The following is a 23,051-nucleotide window of genomic DNA, read 5'->3' as shown; positions in this document are numbered from 1 at the left end:
ACAGTTTTGTGACCTTCCTTGGCCTCGGTAGCTGTAGCGAGAATTTCTGCCACTTTTTACAACCCACCCCTCATTGGCCGTCCGGGCCTGCCGGCACCGGCCACCTGCCAGTGCCGACGCGGGCCTTGTGGGTGCCGTCCTTCACGAGGTACCCCGGTAGGCCTCCTCAGCGTCTCGCGGCTTGTACCCGCTCGTGCGTGAGCGCGTCGCCGCCGGGAAGGCTGACGAAGGCTTCCTCTTCTATGCCAAGATCCGCGTACACCCTGTGCAGTGCGGCGACCACGGCGCCCACAGCACCCGAGAAGTCGCCCAACTCGGCAGCAGCGAGCCGGGGAGACGCGCGGAGATTCTGCTCGAGAGCCGCCTGGTAGCGGTCGAGGTTCGAAGCGAGGGAGTTTGCGATTCCGCCGCCGAGGACGATCGTCTGCGGATCGCATGAAACCGTTGTGGCCGTGAGAACGATCAGGAGAGCTTGATCGAAATGGGCGCGCAATGCCTTCAGCGCGGGGCCCGCATCGCTTGCGAAGAGCTGGTTGGGGGCGGCGAGATCGATGCCCGCCTCGGCTGCACGGCGGATGATCCCGGCGCCGGTCACCATGTGCTCCAGGCGGGTCCCAAGGGGTCCGACGGGCAGCTGCCCGAATTCACCGATTAGTCCGTGGTCACCCTGAAGGATTCGGCCATCGATCGCCAGGCCGGCGCCCAGGCCGGAACCGATCGTGACCATTGCCGCGTTGGATGCGGAACGTGCCGCGCCGAAATGCTGTTCACCGAGGAGCGCATAGTTGGCGTCGTTGTCGAAGCCGACCGGCCTGCCCATAGACTTCTCGACGTCGTCCAGGAATGTGGGCACCTCGATCTGGGCCAGGTTGGGTGCGTTGGAAATCGTGCGCTTCTGCTGACTCACAGCCCCCGGCAGGCCAACACAGAGGTGTTCGACCCGATCCCAGACGTCTCCGGCCGATGCGCGCGCGGTGGAGGCCAACCAGTGTGCAAGCTCGCGCGCAGTCTTCGCAGCGGGTGTCGCGATCTCGAGGGCAAGGAGCGGACGAGCAAGCAGGTCGGCGACGACGAGACGCACGTTGGACGCTCCGAGGTCCACGCCGATGACGAAACTGCGATTGGACACCACGTCTAGCTCGACGGCCCGACGTCCGCGAGATTCAGAGATGATCTCGGCAGTCTCGGTGACGATTCCTTCGGCGATCAGCTGGTCGACAGCACGGGTGACTGTCGCCGCGGAGATGCCTGATGCTTCGGCAATCCATTTGCGGCTGGCAGGTCGGGACATCATGAGGGCCGTCAAGACCGCCTTGCGGTTCAGCTCTCTAGTGTCTTGGACCATTAGACCTCCTTTTGCAATCAGTGTGAATTCAAAGTTAGCCTAAATCGCCGCGGCGATCCAGCCATCGCGGGGTTCGTTCCGTGGCCGGTTCATGTTGCGATGGCACTCGCCGGGCGGGATGCTCCAGCGTGGAAAGCTGCGCGGTTCGCCCCGCCCCCCGTGGACCGACTATGGCTGGTGGCCCCTGATTTCGCGGGATCAAGCAGTCGGGCGACGACGCCGCTTAGGCCTTCGGTGAGAGTCGTGAACGGGACGAAGGTGCAGGGCGGCAGGTGCCCCACACCTTTGGCAGTGATACCTCCGAGACCTATTCGTTACAAGCGAGGGGGTTGACTTTACTTGCGCAATGAAATCAAAATGGAATACGCACAATCGAAGGTGACAGAGCCACGGACACCCGCTACCTGTCACCGGAACTGGTATCCCACCCGGTCACGGAAGGTAGACCCCCATGAGCACAGCACCCACGATCCGACGGTTCGGCTTTCGTGCCGCAGTCGGCGCACTTGCGATCACGCTCGCCCTCGCTGGCTGCTCCGGCGGAGGCGGCGGCACGGCCGCTTCGTCCGGCCCCGCAGCCAAGCCCAGCCTGGAGTTCGCAGGTCCGAACGGCGAGAAGCCCGGTGCCCTCTCGGAGCTTTCGCTGACGAGTGACGAGCAGGCGAAGGTGAAGGGCGGCAAGTACACCGCCGCCTTCGTCTGGCACACGTCCTCGGACTTCGTGACCGCCGTCGAGAAGGGCGCGCGTGAGGAGTTCAAGAACCTCGGGATCGACGTCGTCGCGAGCACGCAGGCCAACTTCAACGCTGCTACCCAGGCCAACAACGTTCAGACAGTCCTCGCGCTGCACCCGAACATCATCGTTACCATCGCGGTCGACCCGACCTCCGCCGCCGAGGCGTTCAAGCCCGCCGTCGCCGCGGGAACGAAGCTCGTCATCATGACCACGCCCCCCGCCGGATTCCATGCAGGCAAAGACTTTGTGTCCATCGTGACGGAGGACCTGGCCAAGGCTGGGCAAGCCAACGCCGAGATCCTGGGCGACGCCCTCGGCAAGACCGGCGACGTGGGCTATATCTCGTACAACGCCAACTTCTGGTTCACGAACCAGAGGGACAAGTCGTTCAAGGATTGGCTGGCCTACGAATACCCCGACATGAAGATCGTTGACTCCGAAGGCTTCGCCGATGAGACGGCCACCCAGACGATCGCGGCCGCTATGATCGCGAAGAACCCGAATATCAAGGGCATCTACGTGTCGTGGGCGACGGCCGCGCAGGGCGTCGTAGCCGCGATCAAGGCGGCCGGGCGGAACGACATCCAGGTGGTCACGAACGACCTGGACACCACCCTTGCGGCCTCGATGGCCTCCGGAACGAACGTTGCCGGAATGGTCGGAAACGGATCCCTCGGAATCGGCAAGGGTCTGGCCTTGGCCGGAGCATACGGCGTCCTCGGCAAGACCGCGCCGGCGTTGGTCGCCTCTGACCCGACCAAGGTCACCAAGGCAGACCTCGACAAGGGATGGCTGTCCGACTATGGCACCCAGCCGCCGTCGAGCATCACCGGCGGCTGACCTCGGACCGAACGGGGCGGACGACTCCCGCCCCGCCCGCCCCGCACCCCAAGCACCAAGCACCACGAAGGAGACATCGATGTCAGGGCAAGTCACAACCGTTCTCGGTACGGTTTCGACCGATGACCTCGGCAGGGTCATGCCACACGAACACCTCCTCTCGCTGACCCCGGGACCCTGGCTCACCGGCGGGCTGCGGGACGACGCCGTCGATCGGGCGGTGGAGGCTCTCGGGTCGCTCCGAGAGTTCGGATTCGGGACCGTCGTCGACCTCAGCCCCTACGGCGTCGTCGGTCGTGACGACAATGGCGACAACGCTGCACTGCTCGCCGAGATCTCGCGCAAGACGGGCCTGCACATCATCTCCGGAACCGCGTTCTACCTTGAGTCCTACTCTCCCGAATGGGCGCAGGACGCCGACGCCGGCATCCTCGCCGAGCGCCTGATCCGTGATGTGGTCGACGGTATTGGCGACTCGGGCATCCATGCAGGCATCTTCGGCGAACAGGCGACAAGCTTGGGGGAGATCACCGCCTACGAGGAGAAGTGCCTCCGCGCCGTCGCCCGCGCTCAACGCGAGACCGGACTGGCGATCATGACCCACACCACCCACGGCACCATGGCGTTCGAGCAGCTCGAGATACTCAGCTCCGAAGGCGTTGACCTGGACCGAGTGGTCATCGGCCACATGGACACCCAGCTGAGTCCCGAATTCGTACGCCGAGTCCTGGATGCCGGGCCCCGCATCGCCATCGACACGATCGGCAAGGAGAGCTGGGATTTCTTCCTTGGTCCGGCCCCCGAACCTCGCCCGGACGGCGAGTTCGACAAGCACGCCTTCCACCGGTCTGACGCCGGACGCGCCGACCTTGTAGCGTGGCTGGTCTCCCTCGGATACACCGACCGCATCCTGCTCTCCCAAGACCTCACCGGAGCCGAAGTCTGGATGAACCCGAAAACCCACGGGATCCACGGCTACTCCTACCTCGGCGCTGTCTTCGTTCCCGAGCTGCGCGCACGCGGAGTCTCGGACGCGGACTGCGAACGGCTCCTCACGGCCAACCCCGCAAGCGTGCTGGAGGTGCTGTGAACGTTCTTCAGCATTCCTCCCTTCCGGTTTCGCGGTTCGTCGTCGGTGTCGACCTTGGTGGAACCAAGGTGCGCGCCGGCATCGCCGGCCTCGATGGTCGGGTGCTCTTCCAGATGACCGAACCCACCGCTCCGGATGCCGGGCCCGAGCTCGTTCCGCAGTTGTCCGCATTGGTGGCTGCCCTGGCCTCGGCTGTCGGGGCCGATGTCTCGGCAGTCGTCGCCACGGCGATCGGTGGAGCGGGCGTTCCCGACGATGACTCGGGCCGATTCGAGCGCGCACCGAATCTCGGCGAGCTCAACGGGTTCAGCCTGGCAGCCGAGCTCGAGGAGGCGCTGGGGCATCCGGTGGTCTTGGAGAACGATGTCAACGTCGCGGCTCTTGGCGAACTGCACGAAGGCGTCGGCCTCGCTTACGACAGCTTCGCGTTCGTATCGGTCGGCACAGGCATCGGCGTCGGTCTCATCCTCGACCGTCGGCTGTGGGCCGGAGCGAGCGGCGGCGCCGGGGAGATCGGATACTTGCCGTTCGGTGCCGACCCGCTCAACCCCGCCAGCCACCGTCGCGGTCCGCTTGAAGAGGTGGTCGCGGGCGACGCCATCGGCCGTCGGTATGGAGCGTCCTCCGACGCAGCCGCCCCCGCAGTCGCCCCCGACGCCGTCGAGGTCTTCGATCGGGCCGGGCGCGGGGACCCGCGTGCGGCCGCCTCGCTCGACGAGGAGGCGAAGTGGATCGCCTTTGCCCTCGTCGCGGTCGACGCTGTCGTAAACCCGGGACTCTTCGTCCTCGGCGGCGGAATCGGCACCCGCATCGAACTCCTCGCGCCCATCCGCGCGTGGATGACGCGCCTCGGCCGAGGCGACCTTGAGGTCGTCATCAGCCGGCTCGGCCCCCGCGCCCCTATCGCCGGCGCCGTGCGCCTGGCCATCGACAAGGCCCTCCAGCCACAGGAAAGAGAAGCATCATGACCATCACGACCCACGTCAAGACAGGGACGGGCAGCTCCGTCCTCCGGCACATCGATTGGAGGCAGTATGTCGTCTACATCGGCTTCGTAGTCGTCTTCGCTTACTTCGCCATCACCCAGGCCGGCAACTTCCTCAACGCCACGACCCTAGTCAACATCATCACCCAGGCCGCGCCCATCACAGTGATGGCGGTCGGCGCGGTGTTCGTCTTGAGCGTTGGCGAAATCGACCTCTCCATCGGTTCCACCGTCGCACTCGCGTCCCTCGGCACGGCCGTTACGCTGCAGGGGACCCACCAATGGTGGTTGGCCGCGTTGGCCGGACTCGCCATCGGCGCTGGCGTCGGCGCGGTCAACGGGATCTTTATCACTCTGGTGCGTCTGCCATCCTTCCTGGTCACTCTGGCCACGATGGGCCTGGTGGCCGGACTCGCCCAGCAGGCGACCAACCTACAATCGGTTCCGGTCACGAACAGCGCCTTCGTTTGGCTGTTCGGCGGCGGAACGCTTCTCGGGATCCCCATTCTGATCTGGTGGACAGTTGTAATCGTCGCCATCGGGTGGCACGTGCTCCGTCAGCGCTCGTTCGGCGCACACGTGCTCGCAGTGGGCAACAAATCCTCGGCCGCGGCGGTGAGCGGCATCCGAGTGAACCGCGTGAAAATGATCGTCTTCATCGTGAGCGGCATGGCCGCGGCCTTGGCTGGCATCCTCTACGCGGGTCGACTTGCCGGCGCGACGTACACGCTCGGCAGCTCCGACTTGATGAGTGTGCTCGCCGCGGTCATCGTCGGGGGCACCTCCCTCACCGGAGGCAAGGGCTCGATCATCGGAGCCCTTGTCGGCAGCCTGTTCATGAGCATGATCAACTACGGTCTGCTCCTGGGCGGCCTGAACGTGGCACAGCAGCTAATCGTACGCGGCATCATCATTCTCATTGCCGTCTCCCTCTCGCTCCGCGCCAAGAAGAACAGTTAGGCCCACCGATGTTCCTAGACCTCCTTCGACGCCGCAACCCGGCGCTCCTGCAAGCGGCCGCCCGGTTCCACCAGAACGGTCAGATCCCGGCCAACACCTATGTGATCGACCTCGATGCGGTGACGCGAAACGCGGCCGCCATCTCGGCCGAAGCCAGTCGACTCTCCCTGACGCCCTTCGCCATGACGAAACAGATCGGGCGCAACCCCGACGCCTCCCGGGCAATCGCCGCCGGCGGCATCGACAAAGCGGTCGGGGTGGACCTCGAGTGCGCGATCGCCGCCGCAACCGGGGGCCTCCGGACCGGTCATCTGGGGCACCTGGTCCAGATTCCCAAGCATCGAGCCGCCGAGGCCGCCGCACTCGAACCGCTCTACTGGACGGTTTTCTCGGAAGTGAAGGCAGCCGAGGCCGGCGCGGCCGCTCTGGCGCAAGGCCGTGTCCAAGACGTCCTGTTGCGTATCCAGGCCCCGGGCGATCGGTTCTATCGCGGACACGAGGGCGGGTTCGACGCCACCGACGTCGTGGCCGCTGCCGACCGGATCGACGCCATTGGCGGCGTTCGGTTCGCTGGCATCACCACATTCCCCGCAACGCTCTTCGACGCCGCAACAGGTGCCGCACGCTCCACTCCGAACCTCGCCACGCTCACGACGGCCTTGCGGGCACTGGAACGAGCGGGCCGCCAGGACGTGCAGGTGAACGCCCCAGGAACGACCTCCGCCTCCATCCTGGCAACGCTCGCCGAGGCTGGAGCCACCCAGGTGGAACCGGGACACGGCCTGACAGGCACTACTCCGATCCACGCGGTGCAGGACCTCGTTGAGGAACCCGCCATCGCCTATGTCTCCGAGGTCTCCCACCTCTGGAACGGCGACGCCTACGTCTTCGGCGGTGGCCTCTACGTCGATCCGGTGCTCGGCGGCTCGACGACCACGGCGCTCTTTGTGGCGCCGGATACCGACGCCGTCACCGCGCCTGAGCTACGGCTGGACATGCCGGCAGCCGACGCGATCGACTATTACGCTACCGTTCCCCTCGGCGACCACCGCGCACAACCAGGCGACACCGTGCTGTTCGGGTTCCGCCCCCAAGTGTTCGTCACCCGCGCCCTCACCGCCGGCATTGCGGGCCTCTCTACCGGAACGCCGACGGTCGCCGGTATCTGGTCTTCCGACGGCTCAGCACCCCTCACCATCTCTGACACCCTCGCTGCACCCAGGAGGACAGCATGATCATCGCAGACCCCGCATCCACGCCGAAACCCAACGACGGAACGGTCAAGCCGCTCCGGCTCGACGGCATCAGCAAGCACTTCGGCGGCATCGTTGCCATCAAGCGGTTCGACCTTGAGATCGAGCCCGGCGAGATCGTCGCCCTTGTCGGCGACAACGGTGCCGGCAAATCGACGCTCGTCAAGATCATCTCCGGCCTTTACCAGCCCACAGACGGGGAGATCTGGTTGAACGGTGAACGCACCATCTTTCGTGACGCCTCCGATGCGCGCACGAAGGGCGTTGAAGTCGTCTACCAGGATCTCGCGCTCGTCGACCTCCAGCCGGTGTACATGAACCTGTTCCTCGGCCGCGAACTGCGCAAGGCGCCGTTCGGCACGCTCGATCGGAAGGAGATGGCAACGCGCACACAGGCACTTGTCGACGAGCTGGATGTGCGCATCCCCTCCGCGAAGTCGACACTCAGCGACCTTTCGGGCGGCCAACGGCAGGGTATAGCCATCGCGCGCGCTACCCATTGGGCCAGCAGCCTTGTACTCATGGATGAGCCGACGGCGGCCTTGGGGGTTGCCGAGACCGCGAAGGTCGAGGAGACCATCCTCAAACTCAAGGAGCGCGGCGCCGCCGTACTCGTCGTCAGCCACAACATGGAGCAGGTCTTCCGCATCGCCGACCGGGTCACAGTCCTCCGCCGTGGGACACAGGTAGGAACCCGGCGTGTCGCCGACACGTCCCACAATGAGCTGGTCTCGATGATCACAGGGCTCGCCTCGTGAGCGCGGCGATCATCGACGGGCCCGGGGCACTGATGCGGGCGGAGATCGCCGAACAGCCCGGCCGCTGGCTCGACCTGCTCGATGACCAGCGGCCCGCCATCGACGCCGCCGCAGACCTGATCCGTGAAACCCGACCAGAACTGCTCGTCTTTGTGGCACGAGGGTCAAGCGACCATGCCGCGATGTACGGCCAATACCTCGTCCACAACCTTCTTCACATCCCGGCCATGCTGGCGACCCCGGCAACGGTGACCGCGTTCGACACCAGCCTCCGCTACCCCTCGTCAGTCGCCCTCGCCGTATCCCAATCGGGCCAGTCCCCGGACCTGCTCGCGACCGCCGAATCCATTGCCGAAGCGGGCGTGCCCGTTGTCGCGATCACCAACGACTCCCGGAGCGCCCTCGCCGCACTCGGCCGCGTTCATATTCCGCTCGCAGCCGGGCCGGAACTCTCAGTCGCCGCGACCAAGACATACACCGCGGAGCTCCTGGCGATCGCACTCGTGGTGTTCCGCGTCGCCGGCCTCGATTGGGACGACATTGGAACTCGCGTCCGTGCAACAGTGGAGGAGGCGATCGCAGTCCTTGATCAGCCGGTCGACGAACTGGTCGATGCTTTCGAGGGTCGCGAACGCATCCTCATCGTCGGCCGAGGCTACGGGATGGCTACCGCGAAGGAGGGCGCCCTCAAGCTCATGGAGACGAACGCGATCGCCGCCTCGGGCTGGAGCGCCGCCGATGCGACCCACGGCCCGCTCGGGCAGATCGTGCCTGGTACGGGCATCATCGCGTTGACGCGTGGCGACGCAGGCCGCGACTCCGTCGTCTCCTTCGCCGAAGCGGCCACCCGGCTCGGCGGGCTCGTCGCTGAGCTGGGTGGCCGGACAATAGCGGACGCCCAGGTCCGGGTGCCGAGCGCCACGGTGGCGACCGAACTGTCGCCGCTCGTGGACATTCTCCCGCTGCAGAGACTGGCGCTGGAACTGGCACTACGCCGCGGACTGGACCCAGACAATCCAGTGGGTCTTGCCAAAGTCACCAAGACCCACTGATCCGTGCGCGATGGCCCGGGCCCGAAGGCGGGTCCGGATCGGCTTTGGCCCCTCGCATACGGTCCGGGCGGGTCAGTGGCCTGCCCGGACCGGCCCGGTTGATCGTCAGGACTCAACTAGCAGCCGGACGCGCTTCACGAGCTCTAACCGAACTCAACGCCGTCCTTACAAAGCCTCATTAGGCTCGGCGGCATGCCGGCCGGGCTGTGTCCCCCTGATTACGGGCAAAGGTGCGGTGTCGAAGAACCGGTATTCGGTGGCGGGGACGCGAATTGTCCCGGCCGCTTCCGCTTTCTCCCGAATGAAATCGTGGTCGGCCGGAGAAAGTACAACCTGACCGCTCGGATCACATTCAAAGTCCCCGTGTGCGTCCTCGCTGATCTTGCTTGACAACGCTCTGGGCAGAGTCATGCATCCCGGATTTTCCAGAAGCCACGTCCGGGTTTTGGAATCGAGCCGGTCCCATTTGTCCTTGAGGCTCACGTATGCACCGTCCTGACTGACGTTTCCTGATCGTGAATTCCGTCCAGAATACGCTTGCCATCCATCGGATGGTAGGACTTTGTGCAGACCTGCTGCGAGTGTGCGGCCTGACGTACGCAATGCACGCGATGATGAGCGTTTCGTTAGCCTGAGCTAGGGGGACGCCGCGTCGGTCACCGCGGAGGCAGCCCCAATTCGCGGCGGAAGTCTGCGCCGCTGGTCGTCTTGCCCTCGACGATGTCGCGCCGGGCCGCCTCGAGGTCTTCGCGGACGCCCGGCTGCGAGAGCCAGTGGATGGTCTCCTGCAGGGATTCCAGGTCATCAGCGGACATCAGCACCGCCGACGGGTGCCCGCGCCGGGTGATCTGGATGATCTCGTGAGTCGCGTCTGCTTCCTCCACGAGGGCGGACAGCTTGTCCTTGGCTTCGCTGAGCGGCACGGTCCTCATGCTGGAACCATAGCCTGATATCAGGCCATCAACTAGCTTGACTTTTAGCCGATAATCCGAAGATGTGTTGCTTGGATCACATTTCGTCTATTGTAGTCCGGGGCGCCACAGCGTCGTGGCCCCCACACAGAGCGCCCGACCAATTGCCAGTGGCCCTCAGCCTTGTGGCCAACTGGAACTGCTGATGCGTGCCACGCATATTCGGCCGTTGTCGGTCGTTTCGAGGGTGAGTTCCCTGACCCGTCGATGATGCGAAAGCTCACCCGTTCCCCTTGCGACGGCGACTAAGTCGGAGGCACTGAGCCAGCGCTCACCGGCGGCTTCGATCATCGACTCCCGGAGAGTGCCCGCCTTCATGCGTGCATTTCCGCAGGAACATCGCCTGGAGCCCGAGCGGAGGTGTGTCCACAGATGTAAGTCATGTGGTTTCCCCTGCTGCGGACGATGCATCCCCGGTCTTAACGGCAAACTATCGCAAAACCGGGACCTCGAAGGCCCACCACGCGGAACCTCTGGGTGGACAGCGATTACGCAGACCGCGGACTGGCGTCCGCTGCCGTCCAAGCGATAGTCGAAATGGGGGACGAACCCGGACCCCACCGCATAGAGACGAGCACTCTCCTACACAACGCGGGGCTGCCCAGTACGCTATCGCCATGCAGATTCGTGAATGTGCTCTCGATGATCTGGCACAGGTGAATGCGGTCTGTGATGCTGCGGGCAGAAACCGTTGGACCCGCGACATGATCGCCCCAAGGAGTGACCGATTCATTTTGGTGGCCGTCGCGCAAGGTGAGGTCATCGGCGTAGCCAAGACGCATTTCCACTCGAATCCCGCAGACAGCTCGCCCGCAGGCCACTATCTCGGGGGAGTGGTGGTCGCTCCGGAGTTCCGACGACGCGGGGTCGGTTCTGCGCTCACCCAGGCGAGGTTGGAATGGATCTGGTCTCGGGCCTCGAGCGCTCACTACTTCGCAAACGAACACAACACGGCATCCATCAGAATGCACGAGGCTCTCGGCTTCCGGCCGGTCGCCCGGTTCTCGGAGATTCGCGGAGTGACCGCGGACGACGGTCGGTCTAAGCTCATTCTCTTCGAGGCGCACCATATTCCGGGTCAAGCAGCGGAATCAAGCAACGGGGCGACGAACGGCGGCCGACAGCCAGTCATCGGCCCAGCTGGGGGTCGGACGTGAGCGCCCGGCCATCGTCGAGGCGCCCCGCGAGGACTCGCACGAGCTTCGGATCCGCCGCGGCAGTGAGCTTGAGGTCGTACCAGCCGCCTTGCAACGGGATCACCACGGTCTTGGCCTGGCCCGGGTTGAGCGCGAGGGCCTGCGACCCGGCGCCGTATGCGTCCGTAAGCGTGAGGGCGGCCGCCGCCGGGCCAGCGTTCTCGATCCGGAACTGCGCGTGCCCGGACGCGCCGTCTCGGGTGACGGTCGCGCGGATGTCCGCGGCCGCCGTCGTGCCCGCGTAACGGCGGTACCAGCCCGCCGGGCCGTGCATCTGCACGTCGTACTCGGCGCCAAGCGCCCACGACGCGTCGAGGGCCGCGCCCGCGCCGATCGTGTACGAGTACGGGGCCGCCGGAAGGAGATTTGAGCGGACCTGCACGTGTGCGCCGAGCGCCCCGGCGTTCAACCAGTGGGCGGAGAGCTTGCCGCCCGCCACCGAGACCGCGACGTCGAGTGCGTACCCGAGGGGGCGCGACGGGCGCGTGCCCTTCTCCTGGGCCGGCATCGAGTTGACTGCGGGAGGCGTCGGCACATAGCTCGGGTGCCGGTTGTGGTCCGCAGGCTTGAATGCAGAGGTGTCGGGCAGGGCCGGGGCCGCGCCCGCGTTCGACGAGAAGTCGAACGCGCTGGTGAGGTCTCCACATACTGCGCGGCGCCATGGCGAGATGTTGGGGGACTTTACCCCGAAGCGTGACTCGAGGAACCGCACGATCGAGGTATGGTCGAACGTTTCCGAGCAGACCCACCCGCCCATGCTCCAGGGCGAGACGACGAGCATCGGCACGCGCACGCCGAGACCGTAATGGCCCGGGACATCGGCGATGCCGGAGAACGTCATCCGGCCGTCGTACCACTCACCCTCGGTCGACACCGTGGATGCGCCCGGGATCTGCGGGGTGTTGGGGTGCGGCGGGACGACGTGGTCGAAGAAGCCGTCGTTCTCGTCGTACATGAAGAACACGGCCGTCTTGCTCCAGACGTCCGGGCTGGAAGTGAGGATATTGAGGATATTCGCCGTGTACCAGGCGCCGAAGTTCGGCGGCCAGTTCGAGTGCTCGGTGTACGCCTCGGGGGCCACAACGTAGGAGACCTGCGGGAGCTTCCCGCCCGCGACGTCCTCGCGGAAAATCCGGAACAAGTCGTCGCCGGCCTTCGCGTTCGTGCCGGTCAGCGCCTTCTCGTAGAGCGGGCTGCCGGGCTTCGAGTTCTGGTACTGCGTGAGGTACAGGAGCGAGTTGTCGCCGTAGTTGCCGATGTGCGCGTCGCCAGTCCAGCCCCAGTAGCCCGCGGCCGTGAGGCCGTCGCCGACGTCCTGGTACACCTTCCAGCTCACGCCGGCCTTTTCAAGCTCCTCGGGGTACGAGCTCCACGAGTAGCCGACTTCGGCGTTCCACAGGTCGGGGCCGCCGGCCTTGTAGTCGTTGCCGTCCCAGCCCGTGAACATGTAGTAGCGGTTGGGGTCCGTGGGGCCGAGCAGTGAGCAGTGGTACTGGTCACAGATCGTGAACGCGTCCGCGAGGGCGAAGTGGAACGGGACGTCGCCGCGCTCGTAGAACGCCATGGTGGCCTCGGACTTGGCGGGAAGCCACTTGTCGTATTTGCCCACGTTGAAGGCCTCGTGGGTGAGCTTCCACGAGTGGTCGAGGTCTTCCATGAACTGCATGCCGAGATTCGGCGCAGTGGGGTGGTAGGGGAGGATGTCCCGTGTTCCGTTGTTCTGTGCGAACGCGTCCTTCCCGCTCGGGAGGATGGCCGGATGCGGGTCACCGAACCCGCGTACGCCCTTGAGCGTGCCGAAGTAGTGGTCGAAGGCGCGGTTCTCCTGCATGAAGACGATCACGTGCTCGACGTCTTTGATCGAGCCGGTGGCACGGTTGGCCGGAATGGTCGCGGCGCGCGCGATGCTCTCGCCGAGCATTTCCGCGATTGCGGCACTCGCCGCGCTGGCCCCTGATAGTTGAAGAAAACGTCGACGGTTGAGACCTGACATGAGTGACTCCCAGTGCTTGGCTTTGCTGACAAACCCCCGCCCGACTCTTCCAGCGCTAGGCAAAGGTCAAGTGCCGGAAAGGCAAACTTTGGACAACATGAGGCGCGGCGGCACCGGCTTTCATCTGCCTTGAGCCTCGCCCCGGGGGTGGCCAAGGTTTTCGGTCTTTCGGGCGGTGAGGTACAGGCGATGGGCGGTAATGACCAGGACCAGCCAAGCGGCGCCGAGGGTCCAGGCCGCCAAGACATCAGTGAGCCAGTGGTGGCCAAGGAAGACCCGGCTGAGTCCGATGGTCAGGGCGAAAAGCGCCGCGGCGGCCACTGTCCAGGCGCGGGCCCTGCGGGAGCGGCAACGCAGGATGACCAGGTAGGCGACGATTCCGGCGATCACGAACGAATTCAGCGAATGTCCGCTGGGAAACGAGGGGGAATACTCGTAGGGGGGAACGGCGTCACTGAGCGGGGGCCGGGCCCGGCCTATAAGCTGCTTGCCGGCTATGGTCATGAGGAGGGAGCCCGCCGCTGCGGTCAGAATGAGGAACGCCGGCGTCCAGGAGCGGCGCCCGAGGACCAGCACGGCGGTGGCGATCGCCGCCAGGATCGGCATCCCGATTCCTCCGCCCAGAGCGGTGTAGGCAGTGGCGGCGGCGTCCAGCGTGGGGCCGCGCAACGTCATCGCCGCCTCCAACACGGGGTGGTCCAGGGCGGCCACGCCATCTGCTTCTGTCACCGCCTCGTACACCCCGCCGGTGGCGAAGGCCAACAGTGACGCGACTACGGCTCCGGCAGCGAGGATCAGGATCAGCGCACCGTACGGGCCGAGACGGCCACTGAGGCGTTGTGCGCGGGAGGCCAGCCACCTACCGGCGGGGGTCTTCCACCGGGCCAAGTCAGTGTCACCGACGAACCGGTCGTCGATGAGTTCGCCTTTGCCTCCGGCTGACTCGTCGTCCGACGCGCCTTGGGGGTGAACGCCCATTGTCTTCCGCCTCACGTCGTGAATGGATTTGATCAGTAAGGTTACCTTCTAGGCTGTTGAAGACCGGACACCAAGGGATTGGCCTCGGCCCGCCGGAAGGAGCATGGAGTGGACAGTGATGCTGGCACGTGGTTCCTGAGCCGCGCTGAGCGCGGGAATCTGGCCACAGACGTACACTCGGGCGCTGCGGGGTCTCCGGCGTGGTCGGAGGGCAACCTCGTGCGGCCCCTGGTTCATGGAGCGAGCTACTTTGCCCGACTGCATGAAGAAATGACTGCTTTGAAAGCGGGAGACCGCGTGTGGTTCACCGACTGGCGTGGCGACGCCGACGAGCGGCTACTGGCCGACGGGCCGACAATCGGGGACTTGCTCGCGGGGTTGGCCCGCGCGGGGGTGGAAGTGCGGGGCCTCGTCTGGAGATCCCACGGAGAGCGGGTATCGGCCCCGATGAGCGGCCGTCCCAACGAGCTTCTCAGTCGCAAGATCAACGACGCCGGCGGAGAGGTGCTGCTGGATCAGCGTGTCCGCCTGTTCGGCTCCCATCACCAGAAAATGTTCGTCATCCGCCGACGCGACGATCCATCGCGGGACGTCGCGTTCATTGGCGGGCTCGACCTTTCCCACAGCCGACGGGACGACGCCGACCATGCCGGAGACCCGCAAGCGGTGGCCATGGATCCCCGGTACGGGAAACGTCCCCCGTGGCACGATGCCGCGCTCGAACTGCGTGGCCCCGTGGTCGCGGATGTGCTGGCGGTGTTCGCCGAACGGTGGAACGATCCCCATCCACTGGACCGACGTACCCCGTACCGGATGCTGCTGCAACGACTGGCCCGCATGCCCCGGCACCCCGAGCCCCTCCCGGCCGCTGCACCGCCACCACCCGCGGCCGGCCCCCATGCCGTGCAGCTACTGCGCACTTACGGGGTGAAACGTCCCCCGTTCCCTTTCGCTCCAGAAGGGGAACGCAGCGTTGCCCGCGGCTACGCGAAGGCCTTCGCCCGCGCCCGCTTGCTGATCTATATCGAGGACCAGTACCTGTGGTCTACAGAAGTCGCAGCCGGTATCGCGGCGGCCCTCGAACGGAACCCCTACCTGAACGTGATCGCCGTCGTGCCCCGTTACCCCGACTCTGACGGCCCTCTCGTCGGGCCGGCAAGCCGGCTCGGGCAGCTTCGCGCCCTCAGGATGCTGCGGCGGGTCGCACCTGACAGGGTCGGCGTGTTCGACCTGGAGAACAGCTCCGGGACTCCGATCTACGTCCACGCCAAAATCTGCATCATCGACGACATCTGGTTCACGTGCGGCTCGGACAATTTCAACCGCCGGTCCTGGACCACCGATAGCGAGCTCACTTGCGCCGTGTTCGACGCAACTGCCGACAACGGGGAACTGCCCGGCATTGACACCGGGCACGACGCTTCCGGGCCGCTGGCCCGCGGGCTCCGGCTCCAACTCTGGGCAGAGCACCTGGGCTTGGACCCGAACGATCCCCGCCTTCATGACCCGGCGGCGCGGCTCAAGCTTTGGAACACGAGCGCCGATGCTCTCGACCACTGGCACAAGACCGGGCGCCGCGCGCCCCGGCCCGCCGGAAACGTGCGACACCACACCCCGGAACCCGTGTCGTCCCTTCAACGCCTTTGGGCGGATCCGATCAGCCGCTTCGTCGTGGACCCGGACGGCCGTCCCCGCCGGCTGCGCGGCACTGCCCGGTTCTAGGCAAGCCTGGTCGAAGCGGTCCCAGCGCGTTCATCGCGGCGCGGATTCAGGCGGCCATCACGGCGTCGGCGGATGACCGGACGGAGATGTTTACATCAGACTGTTGAGGATCGATCAGGGCCGGAAGGCGGCGGGACTGCGAGCAGCAGCGGAGCGCTTCCATGGCCGCGGGGTCGACGTTGGCCCCGCTGACGTCGATTTCAAGGGCCAGGCCATGCATGAGGGCGTTGGCCCGCCTCGCGACTACGTATAGGGCGTGGAGACTCCGCGAGGTTAGCCGTCCATGCGCTGTGATGCGGACCTGGGCACCATCGATGTCCATCTTTACGAGAAGCCGGATTTTTTCGGTCATGAGTCCTCTTCCGATCAGGAACCGCGACGCTGCGGCCCGGAACAAACACTAAACGGGGGATGTGACGCAGGCAACAGTTACCTCGGTTAGCGGCTTAACTGATTGCGAACCATCTCTTCCGGCTTGCCCATGGCCCTCAGGGGAATCCTGGCATAGGGTTTGACCCACTACCCGCTGGCTGCCCCATTGGGTTCATGTGAACGATGAGGGCGTTCGGGCATGAACTTTGAACGCGGGATCTGGCCAACGCCGATTCCCGACCGATGAAGACGTGAGGGAGAAACATGACAGTTGCCCGTGCTGGACATCGAATGGCCGCTTATCGTCCCTGTGTTCCCGCAACGCCGCCCAGGGTGCCTGCCTGTGGGCAGTGCGGTCCTGGGTTTCCTTTGACCTTCCATGAGTATGTTCCTGCTGTCTATGCGGCGGATGGCAGCGGATTGCGGCCACCGTCGGCAAGCTACAGCTGTGCGAGATGCGGTACTAAGGACAACCATCAGGTTCCCTCAGGCTGGGCGCCGCCTGAGTGGCAGTGGTATTCCTGAACCGCATCGCTTAACGCGTGGAACGACGGCGGGAGGCCCCGCCGTCGTCCGGGGCTCACGGTGTTGCGCCTTCCGTGGACAGGTAAGTCAGCGCTGCGACCACGTGGGCCTGGACACCTATGGATAGAGCCGGGTCGATCACCGGCGCGAAGAGCGGCGAGTGGTTGGCCGCGATGTCCTGGGCTACCGTCCCGCGTTCGACGGCGGCGCTGTAGGTTTTGGGATCCGCGCCTCCTAGGAGCCAGAACGTGTACGGCACACTGAAAGAGTCCGGGATGCGACTGAAGTCCTCCGAGGCGGTCTGTGGCGTGGCCTGGCACGGAATCCGCCCCGAAGTGGGCGGAGAATGCGGCCCGGACCTTCTCCGTCACGGCCGCGAAGTCGCCGGTGAGGGGGAATTGGTCGTAGTACTCGAAATCAGGGTCTTGCGGTGATCCGGCGGCGTAGCACTCGCCCTTGACTATCCGCTCAATGGCCGCGAGGACGGACGCACGGACCTGGGCGTCGTAAGTGCGGATGTTGAGCAGGAGGGTGGCCCGGTCGGGGATGATGTTCGATGTCGCTCCGGCGTTGAGCGCCCCCACCGTGACAACCGCGAAGTCGCCAGGCTTGGTCTCCCGCGAGACGATGGACTGAAGTCTGAGGACGATCGAGGAGGCCAACACCACCGGGTCAACGGACATGTGCGGCATCGAGCCGTGCGCGCCCTTCCCGTACACGGTGATCTTGAGCGAGTCTGCGGCTGAGAGAACCGGGCCCGCCGTGGTGGCGATTCTCCCCGCCGGGAACGGCATCACATGCTGGGCGAAGGCGACGTCGGGCGGCGGCACTTTGGCGACGAGTCCGTCGTCGACCATTGCTTGGGCTCCGGCCCCGATCTCTTCGCCGGGCTGGAACAGCGCGATGTAGGTCCCGGACCAGGCTCTTCGCCCGTCGGCCATGAGCTTGGCGGCGCCGAGCAGCGCCGCGGCGTGCAGGTCGTGCCCGCACGCGTGCATGACCCCGTCGACGGCCGACGCATAAGGCAGTCCGGTAGCTTCAGCGACGGGTAGTGCGTCGGTGTCTGCGCGGGCAAGCACCGTCGAGCCGTCCCCGTTTGCGAGGATACCGACGACGCCGGTGCCCCCGATACGGGTTACGGCGTAGCCGAACGCCGCGAGTTTCTCCTCGACGAGCTTCGAAGTCCCATGCTCCTCGAGGCTCAGTTCGGGATGCCTATGCAGATCGATGTACGTATCCCGGACCCAACCGAGCTCTGCTTCAAGGCCTGCCAAGACTGCTTCGTAACCGCTCATGGACCACCGCTCTCAGTAGCAGTTCGGAGCGCCAGGGCGAGCCGGCGCGACCGCGAAACCCAGCATAGACCCGGAAGCCGGACCAGGGGAGAGTAAATTGATTCGATGATTCACGTCGAGCCCGATGATCCGGCACGTGCGGATGTCCACCGACTCCTGAGCGAGCACCTCGCGGACATGTTCGCCACATCGCCCGCCGAAAGTGTCCACGCACTGGATCATTCGGCGCTATCCGCACCCTCGATCACCTTTTGGACGGCCCGTGAAGACGGTGCCCTCCTCGGGTGTGGCGCGCTCAAACTCATCGATTCCCCACCTGGCTCAGGGAAGCAGGGCGAAATCAAGTCCATGCGCACCACGGCCAGTGCGCGGGGGCGCGGCGTGGCCACACTCGTGCTCAACCACATCCTGGCTGAAGCGCGACGCCGAAACTACGAGCGCATCTTCCTGGAAACGGGAGCCGAGGACTATTTCGCGCCCGCACGGCGCCTGTATGTCCGCAACGGATTCGCCGAGTGCCCGCCCTTTGGCGACTACACCCTGGATCCACACAGCGTTTTCATGGAACTCCGCTTCTGAGCGAACGGAACTCAGGCAGACGTTTCCGAAGCTGCGGGCAGGGCTATTCCGCGTCGCGACTTCGGAAGGTGCGGTACTAGTCAGCGAGGATGTGGTAGAGCGCTCGCCGGGTTTCGTCGATCTTTTCCATGGCGGCCGTGCGTTGTTCGTCGGTTGCTGCGAAGCGGAATTGGTGGATAACCCCCATGAGCTTTGCCACGCTCTGGTGAAACGCGGGTCCTGATCCTTCTGGATCGATGTTCCACGCAGTTTCCAGCTCCTCGGCGTGCTCCGCTACGTATGCCTTCCCGGCGTCGGTGAGTGTGAATTCGGTGCGTCGGCCTTCGCCGACGGGTGCAATGAGCTCCTCGTCAACGAGCTGCTGCAGCGTCGGATAGACCGAACCCGGGCTTGGGCGCCACGATCCGGACGTCTTCTCGGCGATTGTCTTGATGAGTCCGTATCCGTTGGATGGTGCTTCGGCCAGCAGGGAGAGGATAGCGAAACGAACGTCGCCCTTGTTGGCCCGGCGCTGGCCGCCGGGACCAAAGCCTGGGCCAAACCCCGGCCCGAAGCCCGGTCCGAAACCGCGGCCCGGCCCAAACCCGCGGCCTGGCCCGAATCCGCCGTGTCCGTGGGGTCCGCGACGGCTCCGTCCGCGTCCGAAGCGTTCCATATCCGGACCGCAATCTGTGTGTCTGTTGTCGTGAATGCCTTTCATAACGGCATCGTCCCTTCAATGTTGTGGGTTGCCCTGAGGCTCGCAGTTTGTTCTGCGATAGTTAACGATATATCGCTGACTGTCGTTAAACAAGGGCCAATTCATGTCCGGGTGGTAAGAAGAAGAACGTGTGTTCGAACGACGGCAGCCCCGTGCCTTCCCTCTTGCGTCCACTCCTGTCTTGTTTAGGGGACCTGGGGGTGGCGTCCCGCGTTGTGCCCGGTACCGTTTCGGCCACGGAGATCGATGCCATGTTCCGGAGCGACCGCGGTCTCAGGGCGGTCGTGGTTGAACAGGGTGAGTCATTCGGGCTATTGACCCGGGACCATCTGGAGTTCAAGTTGACCGGCAGGCTCGGCTACGGGCGGGCGCTGAATATGAGAAGGACGGCTTCGGAGCTCTTGCCCGCCGAAGGCTCGTCCATGGCTGCCGACTTGGATCTGCAGTCCGCTGCGCAAGCTGTCTTGGAAAGGCCTGAATACGAGCGGTATCAGGATCTTTTGGTTCTGGGCGCCACTGGCCCAAGGATTGTCACGGTATCGGACATCTTTGCGGCCGTTTCAGCGCAATTCCGCCACGCTTCGCTTCACGACCCGCTCACAGGGTTGCCCAACCGGAGGATGCTCGAAGAGCACTGCCCTGACATCAGCGCGAGCGTCGGGATCCTGTTCATCGACCTTGACGACTTCAAATCCGTCAACGACACCTATGGCCACCGCGCCGGTGACGCTGTGCTTACAGAGTTCGCCCGGCGCCTGATCCGCAGCGTCGGAAACCGCGGCACTCTCATTCGCTTGGGTGGTGACGAGTTCGCTGTCCTCCTCACCGACGTCGATGAGGACGCCGCTTGTGCGGTCGCGAACGGAATCCTGGACACCCTGGAAGACGCTTTCGTGCTCGACGGGTGCGAAGTGCATGTCAGTGCCACCATCGGCCTGGCCCTGGGAATCGACATCATCGCGGAGGACATGCTCGCCGGTCCCGACGTACTGCTCCGGCACGCCGACGGCGCGATGCTCCGGGCCAAGCAGGAAGGCAAGCGACGAATCGGCCGTATCGGCCCCTGCCAGGAACCGGCACCGTTCGCGCGCCAGGCGCACATCCGGCGTCGGCTCTCTTCTGCCGTTGACGACTCGGCCCTGACTCTCCACTACCAGCCAGTCCTGGATCTTGCGACCGGGGAGGACGCCGGCGTCGAAGCCCTCCTGCGCTGGAACGATAGGGAAATCGGCCCGGTGGCCCCGGACGAGTTCATCCCGGTCGCGGAACATACCGGAGAGATCCGCAGGATCGGGGCTTGGGTCCTGGATCGGGCCTGCGCCCAGTCCCGCTCCTGGATTGACGCCGGCACGCCCCGGACCATCGCCGTGAACGTCTCCCCGGTCCAGTTCGCGGGCGGCACGCTCCCATCCGACATCCGGGCTGCCTTGAACCGCCATGGAATTCCTGCCCGAATGCTGGAAATTGAGATCACGGAAGGAACAGCGATAGTAGACGTCCCCTCTGTGGCATCGCAGTTGCGGGAATTGATCGATATGGGCCTTGGTGTCGCCTTGGACGATTACGGGAGCGCCTATTCGTCCTTGGCCATGCTTCGGGTCCTTCCGCTGACCACGCTGAAAATCGACAAAGCGTTCATCAGGGACATCGATAGTGAGCCGCATACTGCGACGATTGTCCGGGGGCTGATTCAAACCCTCAACGCCATGGGAGTCCGGGTTACCGCCGAAGGAGTGGAACGCCAGGAGCAATTGAATATTCTGCGGGACCTCGGCTGCGACACCGCCCAAGGGTATTTGATCGCTCCGCCGATGGCTCCCTCGGAATTTAGGATGGTCATGAACGAGAATGAGGACAGCAAATGAGTGAACGACTTACGACCATCGAGGTCGAAGAATTCTTGCCGTATTCGCCCGCCAAGGTTTGGCAAGCGCTGACGGATCCGACACTGATCGCCCGCTGGTTGATGGAAAACGACTTCCAGGCGATCGTGGGGCACCAGTTCCAGATGCGCGGGATTCCCGTCCCGGCGGTCGGATTCAGCGGCTTGGTGGCCAGCGAAGTCCTTGACATGGAAACGGAGAAGCTCCTGCGTATTTCGTGGCGGGACGCGAACTCAGGAAACAGCCTCAACAGCACCGTGACATGGTCAATCACTGCCGAGGACACAGGCACACGGCTGTTCCTTGTCCACGACGGGTTCGATCCCAACGAACCGACCCACGTCGCATCGCACCGCATCATGAGCGGCGGATGGCGAAACCACGTCCTCCCGCGGCTCGGCCAGACCCTGGCCGAATCCGAGAGCGCCGACCCCGACAGCTAAGGAATACAATGCAATTCGTCGTCTTCTACAGCTCGGATCCTTTGGCGCTTCCAGGGCTCCAGGCCGTTTACCCCAGGCATGTTGAATATATGCAGGCGTTCGCTGCCGAAGGCGGCCTGATCGGCATCGGGACTTTCAACAACCCTGCCGTGAACGGTTCGATGGGCGTCTTCACCAGCAAGGAAAGGGCGGAGCAGTTCATCGCTGGCGATCCTTTCGTTCTGGAAGGACTGGCCGTACCCAGCGAGATCCGGGAATGGAATGCAGTCATGTTCAGTCCGCAGGATGATGCTTGACTTCCCCGGGGCTGGCTGCTGCATGGCGCCGATGGCTGCTCCGCGGGCCCAGTGAGTGTCGTCAACGTCCGCAACCACCGCGTTAACCAGGAGACATCGAGCCTTCTGGCCCGCTGGTACGACTCCTGGTGGAGCACGACCTGAGCCAGGGGCTGTCTGGCGCCGGGTTACCAGGGTCCCGGGCGGCTTCGCCATCCATCTGATCAACTTGCTGGGGCAGTCGGACACCGAATGGGATGCGCCGCGGGCTCTACCGCAATCGACGGGCGACGGACGGCTGCGTGTCCGGCGGACGCGGGGTACAGTGCCACGCATTCGGTACGCCGACCCCGATGGCAGGTCGAGATTGGTTGAGGTTCAAGTGGAACTCGAAGGAGACTATGCGACGGCGATTCTTCCTGCGCCGCACTTCTGGCAGCTCGTCTACGTGACGGAGGAACCCGCTAAGGTTCCACCGACGCCGGCACCTTAGGCTCAATTCCCCAAGCTACCCGGTGCAATGCCGTTGCGAGCCAACCCCGCAGCCGAGCCAACCGTAGGCTCCTCGCCGGGTGTTCCGGAACAACCGGTGCCCCCGGCAAGGCGCTGCGGCTGTCATTGTTCACGATGCCGACAACTGCACAAGCCACCATCAACGAAAATTCCATAGTCATCTTCTTCTCATCTAAACGTGGAGCCCTGGACTGTAAATCAGTTAGCGGCTGGAAGAAACCCGAATACCCAAGGCGGAACCGCCGTCGTTCAAGGTTCTGTTAAAGACGCTAAGCGCTCCGGAAGACGATGTCAGCAGCTGTGCCGCTCCCTGCTTTTCCTAGGACTGACGGTCCCACCCTCACGGCGCGGGAGGTCCTGTCAGTACACCGTTCAAGCATTGTGGGCGGACGCGGCTGAGTGCCGTATCCGCCCACAATGGTTACTTGGATTGGAATTTAGTGACCGGGGCCGCCGGTTTCGGTTGCGGTGACCTTGAAGCTTGCGTCGAGTTTGACGGTGGCGTGCGTGCCGTCCGACTTGGTGATGTGGGCTTCGTAGGCGGCGCTGCCGTCGTCTTCGGTGGTCATGTTCTCCACCGTGGCACC

General features: G+C 64.7%; 22 protein-coding genes. 14 read left to right on the top strand and 8 right to left on the bottom strand.

Annotation, left to right across the window (positions count from 1 at the left end):
* Window positions 1-166: 166 nt before the first annotated feature.
* Window positions 167-1,345, bottom strand: coding sequence for an ROK family transcriptional regulator (locus tag AB0O52_RS19080; RefSeq protein WP_364540896.1), 1,179 nt, complete (start codon window positions 1,343-1,345; stop codon window positions 167-169).
* A gap of 451 nt (window positions 1,346-1,796) precedes the next feature.
* Here AB0O52_RS19080 and AB0O52_RS19075 point away from each other — a divergent pair, with 451 nt between their 5' ends.
* The 7 genes from AB0O52_RS19075 to AB0O52_RS19045 all read left to right on the top strand — a co-directional run bounded on the left by AB0O52_RS19075 (window position 1,797) and on the right by AB0O52_RS19045 (window position 9,019).
* Window positions 1,797-2,921: a substrate-binding domain-containing protein gene (locus AB0O52_RS19075; protein ID WP_364540894.1), complete on the top strand. Its 1,125-nt coding sequence runs from the start codon at window positions 1,797-1,799 to the stop codon at window positions 2,919-2,921.
* Window positions 2,922-3,000: 79 nt separating this feature from the next.
* Window positions 3,001-4,011 carry a hypothetical protein gene (locus AB0O52_RS19070; RefSeq protein ID WP_364540891.1) on the top strand — a complete coding sequence of 337 codons (1,011 nt, stop codon included), beginning with the start codon at window positions 3,001-3,003 and terminating at the stop codon, window positions 4,009-4,011.
* Complete coding sequence (locus AB0O52_RS19065) at window positions 4,008-4,979, top strand: ROK family protein (protein WP_364540888.1); 972 nt, start codon at window positions 4,008-4,010, stop codon at window positions 4,977-4,979. The genes AB0O52_RS19070 and AB0O52_RS19065 overlap by 4 nt, the downstream gene beginning before the upstream one ends.
* Window positions 4,976-5,956: an ABC transporter permease gene (locus AB0O52_RS19060; protein ID WP_364540885.1), complete on the top strand. Its 981-nt coding sequence runs from the start codon at window positions 4,976-4,978 to the stop codon at window positions 5,954-5,956. Before AB0O52_RS19065 ends, AB0O52_RS19060 begins: the two co-directional genes overlap by 4 nt.
* A gap of 8 nt (window positions 5,957-5,964) precedes the next feature.
* The gene (locus tag AB0O52_RS19055) at window positions 5,965-7,191 is read left to right on the top strand and encodes an alanine racemase (RefSeq protein ID WP_364540882.1); all 1,227 of its coding nucleotides are present in this window, start codon (window positions 5,965-5,967) and stop codon (window positions 7,189-7,191) included.
* Window positions 7,188-7,967 carry an ATP-binding cassette domain-containing protein gene (locus AB0O52_RS19050; RefSeq protein ID WP_364540879.1) on the top strand — a complete coding sequence of 260 codons (780 nt, stop codon included), beginning with the start codon at window positions 7,188-7,190 and terminating at the stop codon, window positions 7,965-7,967. The genes AB0O52_RS19055 and AB0O52_RS19050 overlap by 4 nt, the downstream gene beginning before the upstream one ends.
* Window positions 7,964-9,019 (top strand): SIS domain-containing protein, encoded by a 1,056-nt coding sequence (locus AB0O52_RS19045; protein ID WP_364540876.1) that lies wholly within the window; start codon window positions 7,964-7,966, stop codon window positions 9,017-9,019. The genes AB0O52_RS19050 and AB0O52_RS19045 overlap by 4 nt, the downstream gene beginning before the upstream one ends.
* A gap of 165 nt (window positions 9,020-9,184) precedes the next feature.
* Here AB0O52_RS19045 and AB0O52_RS19040 read toward each other — a convergent pair whose 3' ends face one another.
* The gene (locus AB0O52_RS19040; RefSeq protein ID WP_364540873.1) at window positions 9,185-9,502 is read right to left on the bottom strand and encodes a hypothetical protein; all 318 of its coding nucleotides are present in this window, start codon (window positions 9,500-9,502) and stop codon (window positions 9,185-9,187) included.
* Window positions 9,503-9,675: 173 nt separating this feature from the next.
* The gene (locus AB0O52_RS19035; protein WP_364540870.1) at window positions 9,676-9,951 is read right to left on the bottom strand and encodes a type II toxin-antitoxin system Phd/YefM family antitoxin; all 276 of its coding nucleotides are present in this window, start codon (window positions 9,949-9,951) and stop codon (window positions 9,676-9,678) included.
* A gap of 656 nt (window positions 9,952-10,607) precedes the next feature.
* Here AB0O52_RS19035 and AB0O52_RS19030 point away from each other — a divergent pair.
* On the top strand, window positions 10,608-11,147 hold the full coding sequence (locus AB0O52_RS19030) for a GNAT family N-acetyltransferase (RefSeq protein WP_364540867.1): 540 nt from the start codon (window positions 10,608-10,610) through the stop codon (window positions 11,145-11,147).
* Here the strand turns inward: AB0O52_RS19030 and AB0O52_RS19025 are convergent.
* Together AB0O52_RS19025 and AB0O52_RS19020 are read right to left on the bottom strand one after the other, a co-directional pair.
* Window positions 11,119-13,179: a phosphocholine-specific phospholipase C gene (locus tag AB0O52_RS19025; protein WP_364540865.1), complete on the bottom strand. Its 2,061-nt coding sequence runs from the start codon at window positions 13,177-13,179 to the stop codon at window positions 11,119-11,121. The genes AB0O52_RS19030 and AB0O52_RS19025 overlap by 29 nt on opposite strands.
* 120 nt (window positions 13,180-13,299) lie before the next feature.
* Window positions 13,300-14,157: a phosphatase PAP2 family protein gene (locus tag AB0O52_RS19020; protein WP_364540862.1), complete on the bottom strand. Its 858-nt coding sequence runs from the start codon at window positions 14,155-14,157 to the stop codon at window positions 13,300-13,302.
* A gap of 108 nt (window positions 14,158-14,265) precedes the next feature.
* Between AB0O52_RS19020 and AB0O52_RS19015 the strand changes: the two genes are divergently transcribed.
* On the top strand, window positions 14,266-15,879 hold the full coding sequence (locus tag AB0O52_RS19015) for a phospholipase D-like domain-containing protein (RefSeq protein ID WP_364540859.1): 1,614 nt from the start codon (window positions 14,266-14,268) through the stop codon (window positions 15,877-15,879).
* A 46-nt stretch (window positions 15,880-15,925) separates the two neighbouring features.
* On the opposite strand, the gene AB0O52_RS19010 is transcribed toward AB0O52_RS19015, so the two are convergent.
* Entirely contained in the window at window positions 15,926-16,231 is a 306-nt protein-coding gene (locus AB0O52_RS19010; RefSeq protein ID WP_364540854.1) for a hypothetical protein, read from the bottom strand.
* Between the two features lie 496 nt (window positions 16,232-16,727).
* Window positions 16,728-18,071 carry an amidohydrolase gene (locus AB0O52_RS19005; RefSeq protein ID WP_364540851.1) on the bottom strand — a complete coding sequence of 448 codons (1,344 nt, stop codon included), beginning with the start codon at window positions 18,069-18,071 and terminating at the stop codon, window positions 16,728-16,730.
* A gap of 105 nt (window positions 18,072-18,176) precedes the next feature.
* On the opposite strand from AB0O52_RS19005, the gene AB0O52_RS19000 reads away from it, so the two are divergent.
* Window positions 18,177-18,650: a GNAT family N-acetyltransferase gene (locus tag AB0O52_RS19000; protein ID WP_364540848.1), complete on the top strand. Its 474-nt coding sequence runs from the start codon at window positions 18,177-18,179 to the stop codon at window positions 18,648-18,650.
* Window positions 18,651-18,726: 76 nt separating this feature from the next.
* Here AB0O52_RS19000 and AB0O52_RS18995 read toward each other — a convergent pair whose 3' ends face one another.
* Window positions 18,727-19,350: a PadR family transcriptional regulator gene (locus tag AB0O52_RS18995; protein WP_364540845.1), complete on the bottom strand. Its 624-nt coding sequence runs from the start codon at window positions 19,348-19,350 to the stop codon at window positions 18,727-18,729.
* A 200-nt stretch (window positions 19,351-19,550) separates the two neighbouring features.
* Between AB0O52_RS18995 and AB0O52_RS18990 the strand changes: the two genes are divergently transcribed.
* The 4 genes from AB0O52_RS18990 to AB0O52_RS18975 are packed head-to-tail and all read left to right on the top strand — an operon-like array spanning window position 19,551 to window position 22,444.
* On the top strand, window positions 19,551-21,215 hold the full coding sequence (locus AB0O52_RS18990) for an EAL domain-containing protein (protein WP_364540842.1): 1,665 nt from the start codon (window positions 19,551-19,553) through the stop codon (window positions 21,213-21,215).
* Window positions 21,212-21,676: an SRPBCC domain-containing protein gene (locus AB0O52_RS18985; RefSeq protein WP_364540839.1), complete on the top strand. Its 465-nt coding sequence runs from the start codon at window positions 21,212-21,214 to the stop codon at window positions 21,674-21,676. Before AB0O52_RS18990 ends, AB0O52_RS18985 begins: the two co-directional genes overlap by 4 nt.
* Window positions 21,677-21,684: 8 nt before the next feature.
* Window positions 21,685-21,972 carry a YciI family protein gene (locus tag AB0O52_RS18980; protein ID WP_364540836.1) on the top strand — a complete coding sequence of 96 codons (288 nt, stop codon included), beginning with the start codon at window positions 21,685-21,687 and terminating at the stop codon, window positions 21,970-21,972.
* 55 nt (window positions 21,973-22,027) lie between these two features.
* The gene (locus AB0O52_RS18975) at window positions 22,028-22,444 is read left to right on the top strand and encodes a glycoside hydrolase family 66 protein (protein WP_364540833.1); all 417 of its coding nucleotides are present in this window, start codon (window positions 22,028-22,030) and stop codon (window positions 22,442-22,444) included.
* The last annotated feature ends 607 nt before the right edge of the window (window positions 22,445-23,051 follow it).

It is taken from the genome of Arthrobacter sp. NPDC080073, assembly GCF_040686575.1.
Lineage (GTDB): Bacteria > Actinomycetota > Actinomycetes > Actinomycetales > Micrococcaceae > Arthrobacter.
Note: the sequence above shows the minus strand (reverse complement) of the source record. Positions and strands in the feature narration are given on the sequence as shown.